Below are 17,492 nucleotides of genomic sequence, written 5' to 3' on the forward strand. Positions count from 1 at the left end.
CCGCCGCCACGCGAACCACGATCATCGTCGAACCGGTTGCCGCCGCCGAAGCGATCGCCGCCACCGCCGAAACCTCCGCGACTGCCGCTGTCGCCACCGCGCCAGCCGCCGTCCGAGGGTGCACCACCGTCAAAGAAGGGATCGAAGCCTTCGCCGCCAATGTTGTCCCGCTTGTCGCGTCCCCGTCCGCGACGTCCTCTGTCGTAACCCATCTAAACCAAAAACCCTAAGTTTCCGTCCTGAAACGATGCCGCGGAATTCGGACGAAGACCCCCGGCCGGAAGCGGTGGCGATGCCCCGCCACTTCCATTTGCTGTGTATAACCTAGAAATCCCGGTGACGCGAATGTTTTAAGATTACGACTGGGTTACGCGCGTTTTATAGCTGTCAGAGCCCGCTTCGCGCCGTTCGCTACGGTGCAAAGGACAGGCCCGGAGCCGGGCCTCGCGCAATTGTCGGAGCTGCCGGAACAGCCCGCTGCGAATCGGTTTGTCGGGCCGCTGGCAGGGCGCTGCCAGCACGCCGTCAGAGGGCGTGCTCGCCCGTCTCGCCAGTGCGAATGCGGACCGCGTCGCCCAGATCGAGCACGAAGATCTTGCCGTCACCGATGGTCTCGGTGTTGGCGGCAAGTCGGATCGTTTCCACGACACGCGGGGCAAGGTCGTCGGTCACGGCGATCTCCAGCCGCACCTTGGGCAACATGTTCACCGAATACTCGGCCCCGCGATAGATCTCGGTCTGGCCCTTCTGGCGACCGAAGCCCTTGACCTCGTTGGCGGTGAGTCCGGCGACGCCAATCGCGGCAAGCGCCTCGCGCACCGGTTCGAGCTTGTGCGGCTTGATCACCGCAATCACCATTTTCATCGCCTGGTTCCTCCGCTTTGCCGCAAGGTCGGCACAGTGCCCGCCCTGCAGACAAGCCCCTCTTGCACGGACGGCCCACAAAAAAAAGGGGGCCGGAGCGGGTAGCTCCGGCCCTTTCAAGGTGTTCGTTCGCAGGAGGAACGTCGGGAGGCGGGATCAGGGGGAGAGGAGGAAGAGCCTGACCCCGCCAAACTTGTGATCAGTTGTAGGCGCGTTCGCCGTGTTCCGAGATGTCGAGGCCGTTGACCTCGGTCTCTTCCGAAACCCGCAGACCCACCGTGAACTTCACGATCAGGCCAACGATCAGCGTACCGATCGCCGCCCATGCGATGGCCACGACCACGGCGATGATCTGGATCATCACCTGAGCCATCATCGAGCTGGCATCGCCATTGCCCGGCCCGGCAAACAGGGTGTTCACGAAGCCGGTGCCGATGGCGCCGACGATGCCGCCGATGCCGTGGATGCCGAAAGCGTCGAGGCTGTCGTCATAGCCGAGCGCAGGCTTGAGCTTGGCCACCGCGAAGTAGCAGACCAGCGACGACACGATGCCGAGCAGGACCGCGCCGAACGGGCCGGAGTTGCCAGCCGCCGGGGTGATGGCCACGAGACCGGCAATGATGCCCGAGCACAGGCCCAGTGCCGAACCCTTGTGGCCAGCCAGCTTCTCGATGACCATCCATGCGAGGCCGCCGGCAGCGGTGGCGACGAAGGTGTTGATCATGGCGAGACCGGCAAAGCCATCGGCTTCGAGTTCCGAACCGGCGTTGAAGCCGAACCAGCCAACCCACAGCAGGCCGGTGCCGACCATGGTCAGCGTCAGCGAGTGCGGCGGCATCGGCTCGGTCGGGTAGCCCTTGCGCTTGCCCAGCAGGAAGGCGAGAACGAGGCCCGAGACACCGGCGTTGATGTGCACCACGGTGCCGCCGGCAAAGTCCAGAGCGCCCATTTCGAACAGCAGACCGCCGCCCGCCCACACCATGTGCGCGATCGGGAAGTAGACCACCGTCAGCCACAGGATCGTGAACAGCATCGTCGCCGAGAACTTCATGCGCTCGGCCGTCGCGCCCAGGATCAGCGCAGCGGTGATCGCGGCGAAGGTCATCTGGAAGCTGACGAAGACATATTCGCTGATGACCTCATCCGAGAAGGTCGCCGCCGTGGTGTCCGGGGTGACCGAGGAGAGGAACAGCGAACCGCTGGAGATGAACGATTCGAGGCCCGGAACGCTCTCGGGGCCGAAGGCCATCGAATAGCCGTACATGATCCAGATAATCATCGCGAGCGCCGCCGTGGCGCCGATCTGGGTCATCGTGGAGAGCATGTTCTTCGAGCGGGTCAGGCCGCCGTAGAACAGCGCCAGACCCGGCAGGATCATCATCATGACCAGCACGGTGGCGGTCATCATCCAGGCGTTGTTGCCCGGATTGGGGACCGCAGCAGCGGCTTCAGCCGCTTCCTGTGCGAAGGCCGGCGTGGCCAGGGCCAGCGCGCCAAACGCGGCGGTGCCCAGTTTGAACAGAGTGTTTTTCATGGATTGCATCCCCCTCGTCACAGCGCGGTTTCGTCGGTTTCGCCGGTGCGGATCCGCGTTGCCGATGCGAGATCGAGCACGAAGATCTTGCCGTCGCCGATGCTTTCGGTGCTGGCGGTTTGCTGGATGGTCTCGACGACCTTCGGCATAAGCTCGGTGGTGACCGCGATCTCCAGCTTCACCTTGGGAAGCATGTTCACCGAATACTCGGCGCCGCGGTAGATTTCGGTCTGCCCCTTCTGTCGACCGAAGCCCTTCACTTCCGAGACCGTCATCCCGGCCACGCCCAGCCCCGCGAGTGCTTCACGCACCTCATCGAGCTTGAACGGTTTGATTATGGCGATGATGAACTTCATCTCAAACCCCTGTTGCCTTGCCGGGCACGCCCCCGGCCATGACACAGCCTCGCAAGCAGCGTGCCAGTTTCGACAATCGCAGGATTCAGGGATCGTTTACGGAGTCTGCCGCGTTGTTAAGCACCGCAGCTGCCTATTGCGTGGGCGCTGTGCCTAAATTTTGTGCATCGAGCGTGAGCCGCGCGCGGATCGGCAGATGATCCGAGGCCTCGCGTGCCAGTGGCGAGCGGAACACCTCCAGCTGCTCGCAGCGCCAGTGCGGGCTGACGATCATCCGGTCGAGCGACAGAAGCGGCCCGCGCGCCGGGAAACTGCGCCCCGGCGTCAGCACCGACCAGTAGTCATGCAGTCCGCGCAGCCGCTCGGGGTGAGCAAGCCAGGCGTTGAGATCGCCCAGCATCAGCGCAGGCTGTCCGCTGGCCCGGCCCGCCGCGCACAGAAGCGCCAGCTGCGCCTTGCGTCGCAGCCCCGACAAATCGAGGTGCATGGAGGTCACCCGGATCGGCTGGCCGTCCACCCGCAAGCTGGCGGTGAGCGCGCCGCGCGGTTCGAGCCTTGGCAAGTGCACGGCGTCGACCGCATCAATCGTCAGCCCCTCGCGCACCAGCAGCATATTGCCATGCCAGCCGAGGCTCGCGGGTTTCATCGGCACCGAGGCCAGTTGCCAGCCGAGATGTTCGAGCCGCGCGCGTTCGAACACGCTGGCGCGCGGGCCGAGCCTGAGGTCCACCTCCTGCAGGCCGACCACATCGGCGCCGAGTTCGTCGATCACCGCGAGGATACGCTCGGGATCGCGCCGCCGGTCCGCGCCGACCGCCTTGTGCACGTTGTAGCTGGCGAAGGTGAGTTCGGTCATTCGCCTGCGATGTAGCGGTCGGTCACGCGCGTGGGCAGGCCGTCGATGCTGCCCTTCGCCCGCATGAACTTCCCCTTCCATTCAACCGGATCGGCCTGCGCATGATACTTCACCAGCGCCTGCCGCTCCTGCTTCAGCTCCATCAGCGGGACACCGTAGCCGCAGCTCGTCTGCACGCTTTCGACCGCGATATCGAAGATCTGGCGGGTGCCGGGCAGCAGGGTGAAGTGCCCGGCCAGCTCGTCCCAGCCGCTTTCCCATGGCAGCACCGGATTGCCGCGCCCGTAGAGGCGCAGGATTTGCGCGGGCTGCTGGAAGTTGCAGAACATGATCGTGATGCGGCCGCCCTGGCCATTATCGTCGGCAAGCAGGTGGGCGTTGGTTTCGTTGCCCGAGCCGCCAAGGTCGAGATAGGCAACCCGGTTCGGGCCGAGCACGCGGAAGGCGTCATAGCCCTTGGGCGAGAGGTTGATCCGCGCGTCCGCCGCCGCCGTGGCGACAAAGAACACCGGCTGCTGCGCGATCATCGCGATATGTTTCTCGTCGAGCGCGTCGAAGAATGTGGCCATGGCCATGGTTATAGGCGCAGACCGGGCACTTTCCTACAGGCAGCGCCTTATGGCACGGCAGACGGGCTCTTTGACACGTCCGAACCCACCCTTTCGCGCGCGAATCCGCCCAAGTGTCAACTTCGGAGGACTGGCACAACCTTCTGATTACGAAACAAAATTGCCCGATCAAACCATCATCACGCTGTCAACTTCGTCAACCTGTCAGCGTTCCTTGGTGGCGGAGAAGGTCAGCTCGGGGTTCTTCTCCTGCTGATAGCCCACGTCCCACGAGGACTTGGCCATGAACACGAGATCGCCATCGCGGTCATGCGCGATATTGCCCTGGTTGAACTTCTCGAACGCGTCCTTCGCCGCATCGCTGCCCTTGAGCCAGCGCGCCGTGGCAAAGGGCGAGGCTTCGAGATTGGCCTCCACCTTGTATTCCGCCGAGAGCCGCGAGACCAGCACGTCGAGCTGCAGCTGGCCGACCACGCCGACGATGCTCGATCCGCCGATCAGCGGGTAGAACACCTGAATCACGCCCTCTTCCGAGAGGTCGTCGAGCGCCTTTCTGAGTTGCTTGGTCTTGGTCGGATCTTTCAATTGCACGCGGCGCAGGATTTCCGGCGCGAAGTTGGGCAGGCCGGTGAAGCGGACCTTGTTCGTCTCGCTCAGCGTATCGCCCACACGCAAGGTGCCGTGGTTGGGAATGCCGATGATGTCGCCCGGCTCGGCGGTATCGGCGATCTCGCGGTCCTGCGCGAAGAACAGGATCGGCGAGTGCACCGCAATCGGCTTGCCGAGCCCGCTCGGGGTCAGCTTCATGCCGCGTTTGAAGGTGCCCGAGACCTGCCGCATGAAGGCGATCCGGTCGCGGTGGTTGGGGTCCATATTGGCCTGGACCTTGAAGATGAAGCCGGTGACCTCGCCGTGATCGGTGCCGATCAGCTCCTCGCCCGCAGGCTGCGGACGCGGCGGCGGGGCGAAGTCGGCAATCGCGGTGATCAGCTCCTCGACGCCGAAGTTCTTCAGCGCCGAGCCGAAATAGACCGGGGTCAGGTCGCCGTTGCGGTAGGCTTCGAGATCGAACTCGGGATAGCCCGCCTGCGCCAGTTCGATTTCCTCGGCATAGCGCTCGGGGATCGCGGCATCGGTCTCGCGCTTGCCGAGAAATTCCTTGGACGCGCCTTCGGGGCGCGCCACCAGCCCGGTGCGGAAATCGAGCAGGCCTTCGAACAGCCCGCCCATGCCGATCGGCCACATCTGCGGGCTGACATCGAGCGCCAGCGCATCGGCCACCTCGTCGAGCGTCTCGAACGGATCGCGGCCCTCGCGGTCGACCTTGTTGACGAAGGTCATGATCGGCACCGAGCGCAAACGGCAGACCTCGAACAGCTTGCGGGTCTGCGGCTCGATGCCCTTGGCCGCGTCGATCACCATGATCGCCGAATCGACCGCGGTCAGCGTGCGGTAGGTGTCTTCGGAGAAGTCCTCGTGCCCCGGCGTGTCGAGCAGGTTGAAGGTGATGCCGTCCTTCTCGAAGGTCATCACCGAGGAGGTGACCGAGATGCCGCGCTGCTGCTCGATCTTCATCCAGTCTGAGCGGGCACGCCGCGCATCGCCGCGCGCCTTGACCTGCCCGGCAAGGTGGATCGCGCCGCCTTGCAGCAGCAGCTTTTCCGTCAGCGTGGTCTTACCCGCGTCAGGGTGCGAGATGATCGCGAAGGTGCGTCTGTTCGAAGTCATAAACTCAACCGATCGGGCTGAGCCTGTCGAAGCCCTGCCCTTTCTAGAAGTGAAAGCAGCCCTTCGACAAGCTCAGGGCAAACGGGTTTGTGATCAGCCGCGAATAAGGCCACCCGTTTGCTTGGAAACGGCCGTTACGATGCGATCGATAATGTCCTTCAGGTCCTGTTCGACGTAGCTCTTCTCGCCCGGCTGGAGCGTTACCTCCACCGCGACGCTTTTCTTGCCCTCGGGCACGCCCTGCCCTGCGAACACGTCGAACACGCGGGCATCGACGATATTCGCCTTGTCCGCGCCCTTGACCGCGCGCTGGAGGTCGCCCGCCGGAAGGTCGCGCGGCACGAGGAAAGCGAAGTCGCGCAGCACCGGCTGAAGCGCGGGCGGCGCGAAGTGCGGCTTGGCGAAGCTTGCCGCGCCCTTCTTGGCCGGAATCGCATCGAGGAACAGCTCGACCGCGACCACCGGGCCATCGACATCGAACTCCGCCAGCGTGCGCGGATGCAGCGTGCCGAAGCGCGCCAGCACGTTCTTCGGGCCCAGCCGCAGGGTCGCCGACTGGCCGGGGTGGAACTGCTCGCCCGCCTCGCCCATCACCTGCAACTTGTCGACCGGCGCCCCCGCCTCGGCGAGCAGCGCCATGGCCTCGGCCTTGGCGTCGAAGGCGTCGAAGCCCTGCGCCTTGCCACTTGCCCAGCCGCGCGGGGCCTTGTCGCCCGCCAGCACCACACCGAGCGTCAGGCGCTCGTCGCTCACGCCGCCCTTGCCGCGCAGGTAGCGCCGCCCGATCTCGAACAGCCGCAGCGAGCTTGCACCCCGATCGAGGTTGCGCTTGGCCGCCGAAATCAGCCCCGGCAGCAGCGAGGGGCGCATGCCCTTGAGGTCTTCGCTGATCGGGTTGTCGAGCACCCACAGCGGGCCCTCGGCGAACAGTTCGGCCTCGGCCTCGGGCAGGAACGACCAGGTCACCGCCTCGTTGAGCCCGCGCGCCGCCGCTGCACGGCGCACCCGCCGCTCCAGCGCCTGCGCCGGAGTGGCGGTCGGACGGGCCACACCGTCAGCGCGCGGCAGGGCAACCGAGGCCACCTTGTCGAGCCCGTGGATACGCACGACTTCCTCGACCAAATCGGCAGCGCCTTCCACATCGTGGCGACGCAGCGGCACGGTCACGTTCCAGCTTCCATCGACCGCGAAGTCGAGCGCTTCGAGGATGCGCTTCTGCTCGGCCTCGTCGACGCTCACGCCGCCCAGCCTTGCGGTCAGGCCCGGATCGAAGGCGATCACCTTGGGCTCGCTCGGCGACGAACCGGCGCGCGCTGCCGTGCTCGCCTCACCGCCGCACAGGCGCTGGACCAGCGAGGTCAGGCCTTGCAGCCCCTCGTCGAGCCAGGCCGGATCGACCCCGCGCTCGAACCGGGTGCGGGCATCGCTCGCAAGGCCGAGCTTGCGGCCCGTCACGCCGATGGTCTCGGGGTTGAAATAGGCGATTTCGAGCAGGACGTCGGTGGTGCTCTCGCTCACCGAGCTATCCAGCCCGCCCATGATCCCGGCGATATCGTGGACGCCGTTGTCGTCGGCGATCACGGTCATCGTGGAATCGAGCGTGTAGGTCTTGTCGTTAAGCGCCACCACCTGCTCGCCGTCCTTGGCACGACGCGCGACCACCGGGCCGGTCAGCTTGGCGAGGTCGTAAACGTGCGCCGGGCGCCCGAAGGCGAGCGACATATAGTTGGTGATGTCGACCAAGGCCGAAATCGGGCGCTGGCCCGCTGCCTTGAGCCGCGCCTGCATCCAGTCGGGCGACGCGCCATTGGTCACGCCGCGCACCACGCGGGCGTAGAAAGCGGGGCAACCCTCGGGATCGTCGGTGCGGATCTCGACCGGGCAGTCGAACGCCTCTTCGATTTCGAAGCTCTTCAGCGGCTTCAGCGCGCCAAGGCCCGCCGCCGCAAGGTCGCGGGCGATGCCGTAGACACCCATGCAATCGGGCCGGTTGGGCGTGATCGCCACGTCAAGCACCGGCGATGCGCCGTGGTACTCGGCAAAATCGGTGCCGATGGGCGCGTCTTCGGGCAATTCAATAATGCCGTCGTGATCCTCGCCCAGCTCCAGCTCGCGGGTCGAGCACATCATGCCCGACGATTCGACCCCGCGGATCGCCGCCTTGCGCAGCACCATGCCGTTGGCCGGAACCGTGGCACCCGGCGAACCGAGCACACCAACCAGGCCAGCACGCGCATTGGGCGCGCCGCAGACGACCTGCTGGATCTCGCCCGAACCGTTATCGACCGTCAGCACCTGCAGCTTGTCCGCATCGGGGTGCGGCTTTGCGGTGAGCACCTTCGCCACGCGGAAGCCCGCCAGCGCCTCGGAAGGGTCTTCGATCCCCTCGACCTCGATGCCGATTTCGTTGAGCCTGGCGGCGATGTCGGCAAGGCTTGCCTCGGTGTCGAGGAAGTACTTCAGCCATTCGAGCGAGAACTTCATGCCGCGATCTCCGTTCGTGTCGAGCGAAGTCGAGACACAGTGCCCATCGTCTCTCGACTACGCTCGAGACGAACGGTGGCAAGGGTGAGAAGCTCTGTCATGCGCGTTCTCCTACACCGGCGGACAGCGTCGGCTGAGCCAGCGCCGGGAAACCATAGTGCGACAGCCAGCGGGCATCGCCGTCGAAGAAGGCGCGCAAATCGTCCATCCCGTATTTGAGCATGGCGAGCCGATCGACGCCGACACCGAAGGCAAAGCCCTGCCACTGGTCGGGATCGAGCCCGCTCATTTCGATCACCCGGCGGTTGACCATGCCGCTGCCGAGCAGCTCCATCCAGCCATGCCCCGGTTCGTCACCACTGCCGCCGAGCACGCGCTTGCCCTCAACCAGCGCGAAGCCGACGTCGGCCTCGACCGAAGGCTCGGTGAAGGGGAAGTAGCTCGGGCGCAGGCGGATCACGATGTCCTCGTTCTCGAAGAAGGCCTTGAGGAAGGTCTCCAGCGTCCACTTGAGGTGGCCGAGGTGAATGCCCTTGTCGATCACCAGACCTTCGATCTGGTGGAACATCGGGGTGTGGGTGGCGTCGCTGTCGCTGCGATAGACGCGGCCCGGCGCGATGATGCGCAAAGGCGCACCCGCCGGGTTCTCCTTCACCACGTCCATCATCGTGCGCACCTGCACCGGGCTGGTGTGCGTGCGCAGCACCATGCGCCCGGCATTGCTGCCACTGGCAGCGCCACTGGGGGCGGGATCGGGGAAGTAGAACGTATCGTGCATGGCCCGCGCCGGGTGGCTTTCGGGCATGTTGAGCGCGGTGAAGTTGTACCAGTCGTCCTCGATCTCGGGGCCGGTGGCGACGGCAAAGCCGAGGTCGGCGAAGATCTCGGCCAGCTCGTCCATCACCTGACTGACCGGGTGGACGGAGCCGCGCGGAGCTTCGGGCGCGGGCAGGGTCAGGTCAAGCGTCTCGGCAGCGAGCTTCGCTTCCAGCGCCGCTGCTTCGAGCACGTCCTTGCGCGCAGCCAGTTCATCGGTGACCGCCTGCCGCAGGGCCTGGATCTCGGGCCCCTTGGTCTGGCGCTCTTCCGGGCTCATCTTGCCGAGCGTCTTCATCAGCGCCGAGACCGAGCCCTGCTTGCCCAGAAATTCGACGCGCAGCGCCTCAAGGGCAGCCAGATCGGCTGCTGCCGCAATGCGCGCTTTCGCGTCGTGTTCGATCGTGTGTGTTTCCGACATGCTCACTAGCAATTCTTTGGCAATTTGTTGGCCGACAAGCCGGGCCTGTTAGCGAGCCTGCGCCCGCCCCCCAAGCCCTATTTCGCCTTCTCGGCGCTGCGAGGGGCCTTTCCGCCGCCATATCGCAGGATCGTCGGCAGGTCGGTTTGCGCCACGGCGCCCTGATCGACCATGCGCTGGGCGATGATCCGGTCGAGAATCGGATGCGGCATTTCCGCATAGTCCGAGGGGGTCATGCCCATAATGGCCCGGAAATCCCGCACGAAATGGGCCTGATCGTAATAGTGCCGGTCAAGCGCATTGCTCCAGCTCCCGCGCGGTTCAAGCATGAACCGGGCGAGGCTGCGCAGAAACCGCTGGCGGCGCAGCAGCGTCTTGGGCGGGAAACCGAAATACTGGCTGCACAGGCGTTCGAGCGACCGGCGGCTGGTGCCGACCCGCTCGGCCAGATCGTCAACATCGTTGAGATCGGCATCCTTGATCGCCTCCTGACAGGCCAGCACCCGCGCCGGAACGGGCGGCGTGCGCGCATCGAGGTCAAGCAGAAAGCCGTTGATCGCCGCAGCGGCGGCATCGTCGTCGCCTCCCACCGCATCGATGAGGCGCAACAGCGGAGCAAAGACCTCGAAGCCGCAGGCCTCGCCGTCACCGATACGGTTCCTGAACGAGGCCGCCGGCTGGCCGATAAAGCGCGCCCAGCCCGCCGGATGGAGGCCAAGGCCGAAGATTCGCGAGGTGCTGAGCCGAAAGTCGATCGCCCGGCTGGTCGGCCCGCTGACCGCGAACGGCGGGCATTGCTCCATGGCAGAGGGGATAACGCAGGCAACCGGTGGCGTACCAGCATAGGTAAAGCGCATGGCTGCCCATTCGGGGTGCAGCGAATCGGCAACGGTCACCCCCTCGTCGCAGGTCAGGGCAAAGCGGTATAGCGCGGTGAAGTAGGGGGAGAGTTCCGGGGAAAGGTGAAAAAACCGAACCTCCAGAGTGAACGACGGCATCCCAGGATCACTCAACGCACAGGGCCTCATTCGCTGGCAGAGCAGGCGAAAGGGCCAGCGCGCGACCAGCCGTTTGCCTCACTGCAATTTTCGCCGCTCTCAGCAGCCACTCCCTGCAAACAATAATCGCCGTATTCTAACGACTTGGCAACCGAAACTTTCAAATTTCCGGTTCTGTCAGACAGGCCAGCCAGGTTCCTGCCTGACAGAACAAGACGTCAGACAAGACAAAGGGCGCGCCCGGCCAATGCCGAACGCGCCCTTTGTCTTGTCTGGTTTGGAAAGCAGCCGCCCGATCAGGCGGGCAGAGCTTCCTTCGCCTGCTTGATGATGAGGCCGAAAGCGGCGCTCTCGTTCATCGCGAGGTCGGCCATCACCTTACGGTCCAGCTCGATCCCGGCCAGCTTGGTGCCGTGGATGAACTGCGAATAGGTCAGGCCTTCGGCGCGCACCGCAGCGTTGATACGCTGGATCCACAGGGCGCGGAAGTTGCGCTTGTTCACCTTGCGGTCGCGATAGGCGTACTGGCCGGCCTTCTCGACGGCCTGACGGGCGACGCGAATCGTGTTCTTGCGACGGCCGCGATAGCCCTTCGCCTGATCCAGAATCCGCTTGTGCTTGGCGCGGGTGGTTACACCGCGTTTGATGCGAGGCATAGTATATCTCCTTTAGCGCGCAGGCTCAGTTGAGGCCGTAAGGGGCCCACTTCTTGATGTGCTTCACGTCCGCTTCGGACAGCACATCGGTGCCGCGGTTCTGGCGAATATACTTCGCATTGTGGCTGATCAGGCGGTGACGCTTGCCGGCGACACCATGCTTGACCTTGCCAGTGGCGGTGAGCTTGAAGCGCTTTTTCACGCCGCTCTTGGTCTTCAGCTTGGGCATTTTCATCTCCTTCAAACAGAGACACGTCCAACCGGCCCTGGCAGCCCTTTTCGCCAGGCAGGCAGATGAATCACGTGTCGGTGAAGCGGGGGCTCTTAGACAAATGCCAGCAAAAGGCAAGCGGCGCGATTGCCCGGCAGGCCTTAATGGTGATCGTGCCCCTCATGGCCCGCCATGGCCTCAAGCACGTCTTCCAGCCGCGCCGGATCGCCCAGCGCCAGCACGGTGCCATCGGACCCGGCGTGGAGCGGCTCGCCCGCCCAGTCGCACATCAGCCCGCCTGCACCTTCGACCACCGGCACCAGCGCGGCAAAGTCGTGCAGCTTAAGGCCCGCTTCGCACACGATGTCGAGCTGGCCCGAGGCGAGGCAGGCGTAGTTGTAGCAGTCGCCGCCCATGACCATGCGCTTGTGGTTGGTCTTGGCGGCGAGTGCCATGAACACGTCACCCTCGGCCTGGCTGAAATAGTGCGGGCCGGTGGTGGCGATGGCGGCCTGCGACAGTTCGCGGCAGCTGCGCGTAGTCACCGCTTCGCCGTTGAAGGTGGTGGGCTTGCCGGTCACACCGAGCCAGCGCTCGCCGGTGATCGGCTGATCGATCATGCCGAGCACCGGAAAGTCATCGACCAGCAGCGCGATCAGCGTCGCAAAAATCGGGCGACCGGCGAGGAAGGCGGTGGTCCCGTCGATCGGGTCAAGCACCCAGACCCGGCCCGACTTGCCCTCTTTCACGCCATATTCCTCGCCATGGATACCATCGGCGGAGAACTCGGCCTCGATCAGCTTGCGCATCGCCGCCTCGGCGTTGCGGTCGGCAATCGTCACCGGCGAGGCGTCGGACTTGGCCTCCGAATCAAGCGCGGTGCGGAACAGCGGACGGATTTCCGTCCGCGCAGCCTCGGCCAGACGGGCCGCGAGGGCAATTTCGGCGTCGAGTCGCATCAGGGCAGGGTCACCGGATCGTCGGCCAGATGCACACGGACCACAATCGCACGCACGCCTTCGGGCCCGGCCTTCGGGGTGTGGACCACGCGCGGCGGGATCACGAAGGTCTCGCCGGGAGAGACCGCCAGCGGCTCGGCACCGGGCAGGCCGACCAGCGCCTGACCTTCGATGACATAGAGGAACTCTTCCCAGGGGTGCGAATGGGGCTCGCCCACCGCATCGGGGCCGAGGTTGAGGTCGGTGACGATCAGCCGGTGCCCCGGCGCAGCGGCAGGCTCGGTGTCGAACACGGGGTTCGGGCCGATCGGCGGGGTCCAGCCCGCCTGCGGAGCAGCCTCCTGCGCGAAGCCGGCGCTGGAGGCGGCAAGGGCAACGGCCAGCAGCGGCAGGCTCAAACGGGTCCGGATGGCTGCTGGCATGACGGTCTCCCTCGCCGAATGGTCCTTAGTCGAACAGGCTCGACACGCTGCTTTCGTCGGCGATACGGCGGATCGCCTCACCCACCAGCGGCGCGACGCTCAACACCCGGATGCGGTCGGACGCCATGCTCGCCTCGGTCGGCAGGATCGAATCGGTAATCACCAGCTCCTTCAGCGCCGAGCCGTTGACCCGCGCCACCGCACCGCCCGACAGCACGCCGTGCGTGATGTAGGCGGCGACGCTCTTGGCGCCATGCTCCAGCAGCGCGGTGGCCGCATTGCACAGGGTGCCGCCCGAATCGATGATGTCGTCGATCAGGATGCAGTGGCGGTCCTGCACGTTGCCGATGATGTTCATCACTTCCGATTCGCCGGGGCGCTCACGCCGCTTGTCGACGATGGCGAGCGGCGCGTTGTCGAGTCGCTTGGCCAGCGCACGGGCGCGCACCACGCCGCCCACGTCGGGCGAGACCACCATCAGATCCTCGTTGCCATAGCGCGCCTGAATGTCCGCGGCCATGACCGGCGCGGCATAGAGGTTGTCGGTCGGGATATCAAAGAAGCCCTGAATCTGACCGGCGTGCAGGTCGACCGAGAGCACGCGGTTGGCGCCCGCCTCGGTGATCAGGTTGGCGACCAGCTTGGCCGAAATCGGGGTGCGCGGGCCGGGTTTGCGGTCCTGCCGGGCATAGCCGAAATAGGGCACCACGGCGGTGATCCGGCGCGCCGAGGCACGGCGCAGCGCGTCGATCCCGATCAGCAGTTCCATCAGGTTGTCGTTGGCCGGGAAGCTCGTCGGCTGGATGATGAACACATCCTCGCCGCGCACGTTCTCGTGAATTTCGACGAAGATCTCCTCGTCGGCGAAGCGGCGCACGCTGGCGTCGGTCAGCGGCACTTCGAGATAGCCGGCAATGGCGCGCGCCAGCGGCAGGTTGGCGTTGCCGGACATAATTTTCATGGTGCAGAACCCTCGAGATTGCGCAGGCGATTGTTCAAGCGCCACGCTCTAGCGGCGCGTCACATGATTGCAACCTGCGAAAGAGCGAGAGACCGGGGAAAGCTGCGGATCGACCGGCCTCAGTCGATCCGATGCTCGCCCTTCACCCAGCGCGATGGTTTGGCCTTATGGTGCGCGCGCCGTCGCGCTGAAAGAAAGACCTGCTCTGGTCGACCTCAGTCGATCCGATGCTCGCCCTTCACCCAGCGCGATGGTTTAACCTTATGGTGCGCGCGCCGTCGCGCTGAAGGAAAGGCTTGCTCCGCCCGACCTCAGTCGATCCGGTGCTCGCCCTTCACCCAGCGCACCGTGCCCGAGGAGGCGCGCATCACCACGCTTTCGGTGGTCATCACGCTGCCGCCCGCCGGACGGCGCAGCGTCTTCACGCCCGCGAGCAGCGAACCTTCGGTCACGCCGGTTGCGGCAAAGATGCAGTCGCCGCTGGCGAGGTCTTCCAGCTTGTAGATGCGGTCGAGATCCTCGATCCCCCACTTGCGCGCGCGGCCCCGTTCATCGTCGTTGCGGAACAGCAGCTTGCCGTTGAACTGCCCGCCCACGCAGCGCAGCGCGGCTGCCGCCAGCACACCCTCGGGCGCGCCGCCTGAACCCATGTACATGTCGATGGTGGTTTCCTGATCGGTGGTCGCGATCACGCCGGCCACGTCGCCGTCGCCGATCAGCACCACGCCGCAGCCGATTTCGCGCAGCTCGGCGATCAGCTCGGCATGGCGCGGACGGTCGAGCACGCAAACGTTGATCTCGTTCGGCTGCACGCCCTTGGCCGCGGCCACGGCCTCGACATTTTCGCGCACGCTCTTCTCGAGGCTGATCACGCCTTCGGGATAGCCCGGCCCCACCGCCAGCTTCTGCATGTAGACGTCGGGGGCGTTCAGCAGGCCGCCCTCTTCCGCTGCCGCCAGCACGGCCAGCGAGTTCGGCCCCGCCTTGGCGCAGATCGTGGTGCCCTCCAGCGGATCGAGCGCGATGTCGATCTTCGGGCCCTTGCCCGGCGCGCCGCCGACCTTCTCGCCGATATAGAGCATCGGCGCTTCGTCGCGCTCGCCCTCGCCGATCACCACGGTGCCGTCTATATACAAGGTATCGAAGGCCTCGCGCATCGCTTCGACGGCAGCGGCGTCGGCAGCCTTCTCGTCGCCGCGACCGATCAGCTTGGAGGCGGCAATCGCAGCAGCCTCGGTCACCCGGACCATTTCGAGCACGAGGACGCGGTCGAGAACACTTTCGATATCGGCGGACTTGTCTGTCATACTGGGTTCATCCCTCGTGGCCTTACTGCCAATCGCTTAGGTGGGGATCGAATCTATGTCGAGCCGGAGTGTGGCCCTAACGGCGATCTGTTGCGCAATTGCGGCAGTGCCGGTGTCGCTCTGGGCGCAGGACCGCCGCGCAGCCAGCGCGGCAGAGCTGGCCGCGCGGCAACGGGCACAGCTGCGCGAGGATCTCGCCCGGCCCGACGAGTGCCAGCCCGACGCGATGCAGCCCGACACCATCGTCGTCTGCGGCCCTGTCGAACGGCGGCGCGAGCAGACGCGAAGGGCGATGTCGGTCCTGCCGCCGCCGATCGAGGCGCAGGTGAACCAGCTCGATGGCCTGCGGGAACCGCCATGCTGGGTCAGCGGCAAGGCGACGGCCTGTTTTCGCGGAGGCTGGGCACCGCCGCCGATCTACCTGATCGACCTCGACGCCATTCCCGAAGCGCTGACACCGGAACAGGCCGAGCACGTCTATCGCGCCGAAGACCTGCCCCCACCATAGAAGCGATCTCCGGGGAACCAGGCACAAGCCGCAGCTCCTATTACGATTGCGTCTCATTTACATACGGAGTCCTTCAGGTTAGGTGGTCGACCTCGGCTTTCGGGGAAGGGAATGATGCTCGCTATCGCAGGCTTTGGAGCGCAGATGCTCGGCATCGGGGCCTGGTCGCAGGCGCAAGGGTCACAACACAGCCGCCTGCTGTTCTGGACCGGCCTTGCGCTGCTGTTGTGTTCAACCGCCCTGATGATCGCCCGCTTCGGCACGGCACCGGGGATCGCCTGGGCCTTTCTCACCATCTCTCTTGTCGCCTATGCCCGCTTCGTGCCGCAGCTGGTGCAGGTGCCGCATATCGGCCGTGACGCATTCCGCCGCCAGCGGGCCAGCGCCAGGGCGAGCAGAGGCGGCAAGCTCGGGCTGGCCCTGCGACTTGTCGCTGCCGGGCCGCTCTATCTGATTGCGGCGCTGGCCGTGGGCGCGGTGGCGGCGACCAAGCTGCCGTGGGCAGAGGTCAACCGCCTGATGTTCGGCGGGCTGATCGTTCCGGTGATCTGGGCCACGGGCGCGCTTCACGCCACCGCCGACCTCAGGCTTGCCCGCGTGCTGGGCGCGCCGCTGCTTATCACCGCCATCTTTGCCGGGATCTTCTTCGCCCTATGAACCAGCAGACCAAGGCGGCGGCAGCGAACAAGCCCGCGAACGGCCGCTTCGTATCGCGAATGATCGAATCGCATTCGATTCTCGGGCTCGCCTTTGCCGCGCTGATCTACATCGTCTCGCTGACCGGGGCCCTCACCGTCTTCGCCGACGAGATCGCACTGTGGGAGAACACCGGCACGCCCACCGCCGCAGCCGCCACGCCGGAAGCCTATCAGACCGCGCTCGAATCCGCCTATGCCATGCGCACTGTCGGCCAGCGTGTGCAGAACGTGGTCGCCTACGGCCCGAGCGACTTCGCCCCCGCCCTGCTGATCAGGCTGAACCAGCGCGATGCGGACAAAACCCTCCACCAGTCCAACTGGTTCGCCGATCCCACGACGGGCGAATTGCTCGGCGAGGCGCAGATGCCGCTTTCGCACCTGATCGAGGAACTGCACGTCGCGCTCCACCTGCCCGATCCCTGGGGACGCTATCTTGTGGGGCTGCTGGGGGTGTGCATGTTCAGCCTCGTCCTGTCGGGCATTCTCGCGCATCCGTCGATCGTGCGCGACGCGTTCAGGCTGCGCATCGAGCGCAACCGGCGGATCGCCTGGACCGACGTGCACAACCGCCTCTCGGTCTGGGGGCTGCCGTTCCATCTGGTGCTGACTTTCACCGGCGGCTTTCTCGGCCTGTCGGGCCTGATCGTGGGCGCGGTGGCGATGATCGCCTACGATGGCGATCAGGACCGGGCCATAGCCTCGGTTCTCGGCCTGCAACCCGTGGTCGCCGAGCCGCTCGACAGCTTCCCGCCGGTTGCGAAAATGGTGCGCGAGGCACGGACCACCGGCAAGCCGGTCGAGACGGTGATCGTCGGCAATGTCGACAATGCCGGCGGCGTGACCCAGATCAGGCTGGCCGAAGACGCCGCCCTCGACGGGCGCTCGGGCCTGATGTTCCGCAATTCGGGCGCATTCGTGGAGACCCACAGCGGCGAAGGCGCGCCCGGCGGCATCCGCGCGCTGGCAATGGTCAGCCCGCTGCACTTCGGCACCTTCGGCGGCTATCCGGTCAAGCTGTTCTACTTCGTCATGGCGCTTGCGCTGACCTGGGTGACGAGTTCGGGCATGAAAATCTGGTTCGCCCGCCGCGAACAGCAGGGCCGCCCGGTCCCGCGTCTGCGCGCCGCCTGGTGCGGGATGACCG

Annotated in this window: 18 protein-coding genes; 3 read left to right on the plus strand and 15 right to left on the minus strand. The window is 65.6% G+C overall.

Annotated features, from left to right (window positions below; all coding sequences use genetic code 11):
- Positions 1 to 525: 525 nt before the first annotated feature.
- The 15 genes from D2V17_RS02505 to glpX all read right to left on the minus strand — a co-directional run bounded on the left by D2V17_RS02505 (position 526) and on the right by glpX (position 15,142).
- Positions 526 to 864, minus strand: coding sequence for a P-II family nitrogen regulator (locus D2V17_RS02505; protein WP_119591570.1), 339 nt, complete (start codon positions 862 to 864; stop codon positions 526 to 528).
- Positions 865 to 1,063: 199 nt separating this feature from the next.
- On the minus strand, positions 1,064 to 2,398 hold the full coding sequence (locus tag D2V17_RS02510) for an ammonium transporter (RefSeq protein ID WP_119591571.1): 1,335 nt from the start codon (positions 2,396 to 2,398) through the stop codon (positions 1,064 to 1,066).
- Between the two features lie 17 nt (positions 2,399 to 2,415).
- A complete protein-coding gene (locus D2V17_RS02515) occupies positions 2,416 to 2,754 on the minus strand; it encodes a P-II family nitrogen regulator (protein ID WP_119591572.1) in 339 nt (112 codons plus the stop codon).
- Between the two features lie 133 nt (positions 2,755 to 2,887).
- On the minus strand, positions 2,888 to 3,610 hold the full coding sequence (locus tag D2V17_RS02520; RefSeq protein WP_119591573.1) for an endonuclease/exonuclease/phosphatase family protein: 723 nt from the start codon (positions 3,608 to 3,610) through the stop codon (positions 2,888 to 2,890).
- Positions 3,607 to 4,179 (minus strand): pyridoxamine 5'-phosphate oxidase family protein, encoded by a 573-nt coding sequence (locus D2V17_RS02525; RefSeq protein WP_119591585.1) that lies wholly within the window; start codon positions 4,177 to 4,179, stop codon positions 3,607 to 3,609. The genes D2V17_RS02520 and D2V17_RS02525 overlap by 4 nt, the downstream gene beginning before the upstream one ends.
- A gap of 204 nt (positions 4,180 to 4,383) precedes the next feature.
- Positions 4,384 to 5,907, minus strand: a complete 1,524-nt coding sequence (locus tag D2V17_RS02530) for a peptide chain release factor 3 (RefSeq protein WP_119591574.1) — start codon at positions 5,905 to 5,907, stop codon at positions 4,384 to 4,386.
- 93 nt (positions 5,908 to 6,000) lie between these two features.
- Complete coding sequence (gene pheT, locus D2V17_RS02535; protein WP_119591575.1) at positions 6,001 to 8,391, minus strand: phenylalanine--tRNA ligase subunit beta; 2,391 nt, start codon at positions 8,389 to 8,391, stop codon at positions 6,001 to 6,003.
- Positions 8,392 to 8,488: 97 nt separating this feature from the next.
- Positions 8,489 to 9,628, minus strand: a complete 1,140-nt coding sequence (gene pheS, locus D2V17_RS02540) for a phenylalanine--tRNA ligase subunit alpha (protein WP_119591576.1) — start codon at positions 9,626 to 9,628, stop codon at positions 8,489 to 8,491.
- 77 nt (positions 9,629 to 9,705) lie between these two features.
- Positions 9,706 to 10,641 (minus strand): helix-turn-helix domain-containing protein, encoded by a 936-nt coding sequence (locus D2V17_RS02545; protein ID WP_220474051.1) that lies wholly within the window; start codon positions 10,639 to 10,641, stop codon positions 9,706 to 9,708.
- 281 nt (positions 10,642 to 10,922) lie between these two features.
- A complete protein-coding gene (gene rplT / locus D2V17_RS02550) occupies positions 10,923 to 11,282 on the minus strand; it encodes a 50S ribosomal protein L20 (RefSeq protein ID WP_119591578.1) in 360 nt (119 codons plus the stop codon).
- A 25-nt stretch (positions 11,283 to 11,307) separates the two neighbouring features.
- Positions 11,308 to 11,511, minus strand: a complete 204-nt coding sequence (gene rpmI / locus D2V17_RS02555) for a 50S ribosomal protein L35 (protein ID WP_119591579.1) — start codon at positions 11,509 to 11,511, stop codon at positions 11,308 to 11,310.
- Positions 11,512 to 11,654: 143 nt separating this feature from the next.
- A complete protein-coding gene (locus D2V17_RS02560) occupies positions 11,655 to 12,452 on the minus strand; it encodes an inositol monophosphatase family protein (RefSeq protein ID WP_119591580.1) in 798 nt (265 codons plus the stop codon).
- Positions 12,452 to 12,874, minus strand: a complete 423-nt coding sequence (locus tag D2V17_RS02565) for a cupin domain-containing protein (protein WP_119591581.1) — start codon at positions 12,872 to 12,874, stop codon at positions 12,452 to 12,454. Before D2V17_RS02565 ends, D2V17_RS02560 begins: the two co-directional genes overlap by 1 nt.
- Before the next feature lie 25 nt (positions 12,875 to 12,899).
- A complete protein-coding gene (locus D2V17_RS02570; RefSeq protein ID WP_119591582.1) occupies positions 12,900 to 13,835 on the minus strand; it encodes a ribose-phosphate pyrophosphokinase in 936 nt (311 codons plus the stop codon).
- A 311-nt stretch (positions 13,836 to 14,146) separates the two neighbouring features.
- The gene (glpX, locus tag D2V17_RS02575) at positions 14,147 to 15,142 is read right to left on the minus strand and encodes a class II fructose-bisphosphatase (RefSeq protein ID WP_119591583.1); all 996 of its coding nucleotides are present in this window, start codon (positions 15,140 to 15,142) and stop codon (positions 14,147 to 14,149) included.
- A gap of 55 nt (positions 15,143 to 15,197) precedes the next feature.
- Here glpX and D2V17_RS02580 point away from each other — a divergent pair, with 55 nt between their 5' ends.
- The 3 genes from D2V17_RS02580 to D2V17_RS02590 all read left to right on the plus strand — a co-directional run.
- On the plus strand, positions 15,198 to 15,650 hold the full coding sequence (locus tag D2V17_RS02580) for a hypothetical protein (RefSeq protein WP_147367191.1): 453 nt from the start codon (positions 15,198 to 15,200) through the stop codon (positions 15,648 to 15,650).
- Between the two features lie 114 nt (positions 15,651 to 15,764).
- Positions 15,765 to 16,307, plus strand: coding sequence for a hypothetical protein (locus tag D2V17_RS02585; RefSeq protein WP_119591586.1), 543 nt, complete (start codon positions 15,765 to 15,767; stop codon positions 16,305 to 16,307).
- Positions 16,304 to 17,492 (plus strand): PepSY-associated TM helix domain-containing protein (locus D2V17_RS02590; protein WP_245978465.1); only part of this gene is annotated, 1,189 nt, incomplete at its 3' end. The genes D2V17_RS02585 and D2V17_RS02590, both read left to right, overlap by 4 nt.

This window comes from Aurantiacibacter xanthus, assembly GCF_003584015.1.
GTDB lineage: Bacteria > Pseudomonadota > Alphaproteobacteria > Sphingomonadales > Sphingomonadaceae > Alteraurantiacibacter > Alteraurantiacibacter xanthus.

Coding starts and splice junctions, on each gene's coding strand:
- D2V17_RS02515 (WP_119591572.1), bottom strand. CDS start 2,754: ATGAAGTTCATCATCGCCATAATCAAACCGTTCAAGCTCGATGAGGTG.
- D2V17_RS02565 (WP_119591581.1), bottom strand. CDS start 12,874: ATGCCAGCAGCCATCCGGACCCGTTTGAGCCTGCCGCTGCTGGCCGTT.
- D2V17_RS02520 (WP_119591573.1), bottom strand. CDS start 3,610: ATGACCGAACTCACCTTCGCCAGCTACAACGTGCACAAGGCGGTCGGC.
- D2V17_RS02580 (WP_147367191.1), top strand. CDS start 15,198: ATGTCGAGCCGGAGTGTGGCCCTAACGGCGATCTGTTGCGCAATTGCG.
- glpX (WP_119591583.1), bottom strand. CDS start 15,142: ATGACAGACAAGTCCGCCGATATCGAAAGTGTTCTCGACCGCGTCCTC.
- D2V17_RS02525 (WP_119591585.1), bottom strand. CDS start 4,179: ATGGCCACATTCTTCGACGCGCTCGACGAGAAACATATCGCGATGATC.
- D2V17_RS02510 (WP_119591571.1), bottom strand. CDS start 2,398: ATGAAAAACACTCTGTTCAAACTGGGCACCGCCGCGTTTGGCGCGCTG.
- pheT (WP_119591575.1), bottom strand. CDS start 8,391: ATGAAGTTCTCGCTCGAATGGCTGAAGTACTTCCTCGACACCGAGGCA.
- D2V17_RS02505 (WP_119591570.1), bottom strand. CDS start 864: ATGAAAATGGTGATTGCGGTGATCAAGCCGCACAAGCTCGAACCGGTG.
- rpmI (WP_119591579.1), bottom strand. CDS start 11,511: ATGCCCAAGCTGAAGACCAAGAGCGGCGTGAAAAAGCGCTTCAAGCTC.
- D2V17_RS02570 (WP_119591582.1), bottom strand. CDS start 13,835: ATGAAAATTATGTCCGGCAACGCCAACCTGCCGCTGGCGCGCGCCATT.
- pheS (WP_119591576.1), bottom strand. CDS start 9,628: ATGTCGGAAACACACACGATCGAACACGACGCGAAAGCGCGCATTGCG.
- rplT (WP_119591578.1), bottom strand. CDS start 11,282: ATGCCTCGCATCAAACGCGGTGTAACCACCCGCGCCAAGCACAAGCGG.
- D2V17_RS02530 (WP_119591574.1), bottom strand. CDS start 5,907: ATGACTTCGAACAGACGCACCTTCGCGATCATCTCGCACCCTGACGCG.
- D2V17_RS02560 (WP_119591580.1), bottom strand. CDS start 12,452: ATGCGACTCGACGCCGAAATTGCCCTCGCGGCCCGTCTGGCCGAGGCT.
- D2V17_RS02585 (WP_119591586.1), top strand. CDS start 15,765: ATGCTCGCTATCGCAGGCTTTGGAGCGCAGATGCTCGGCATCGGGGCC.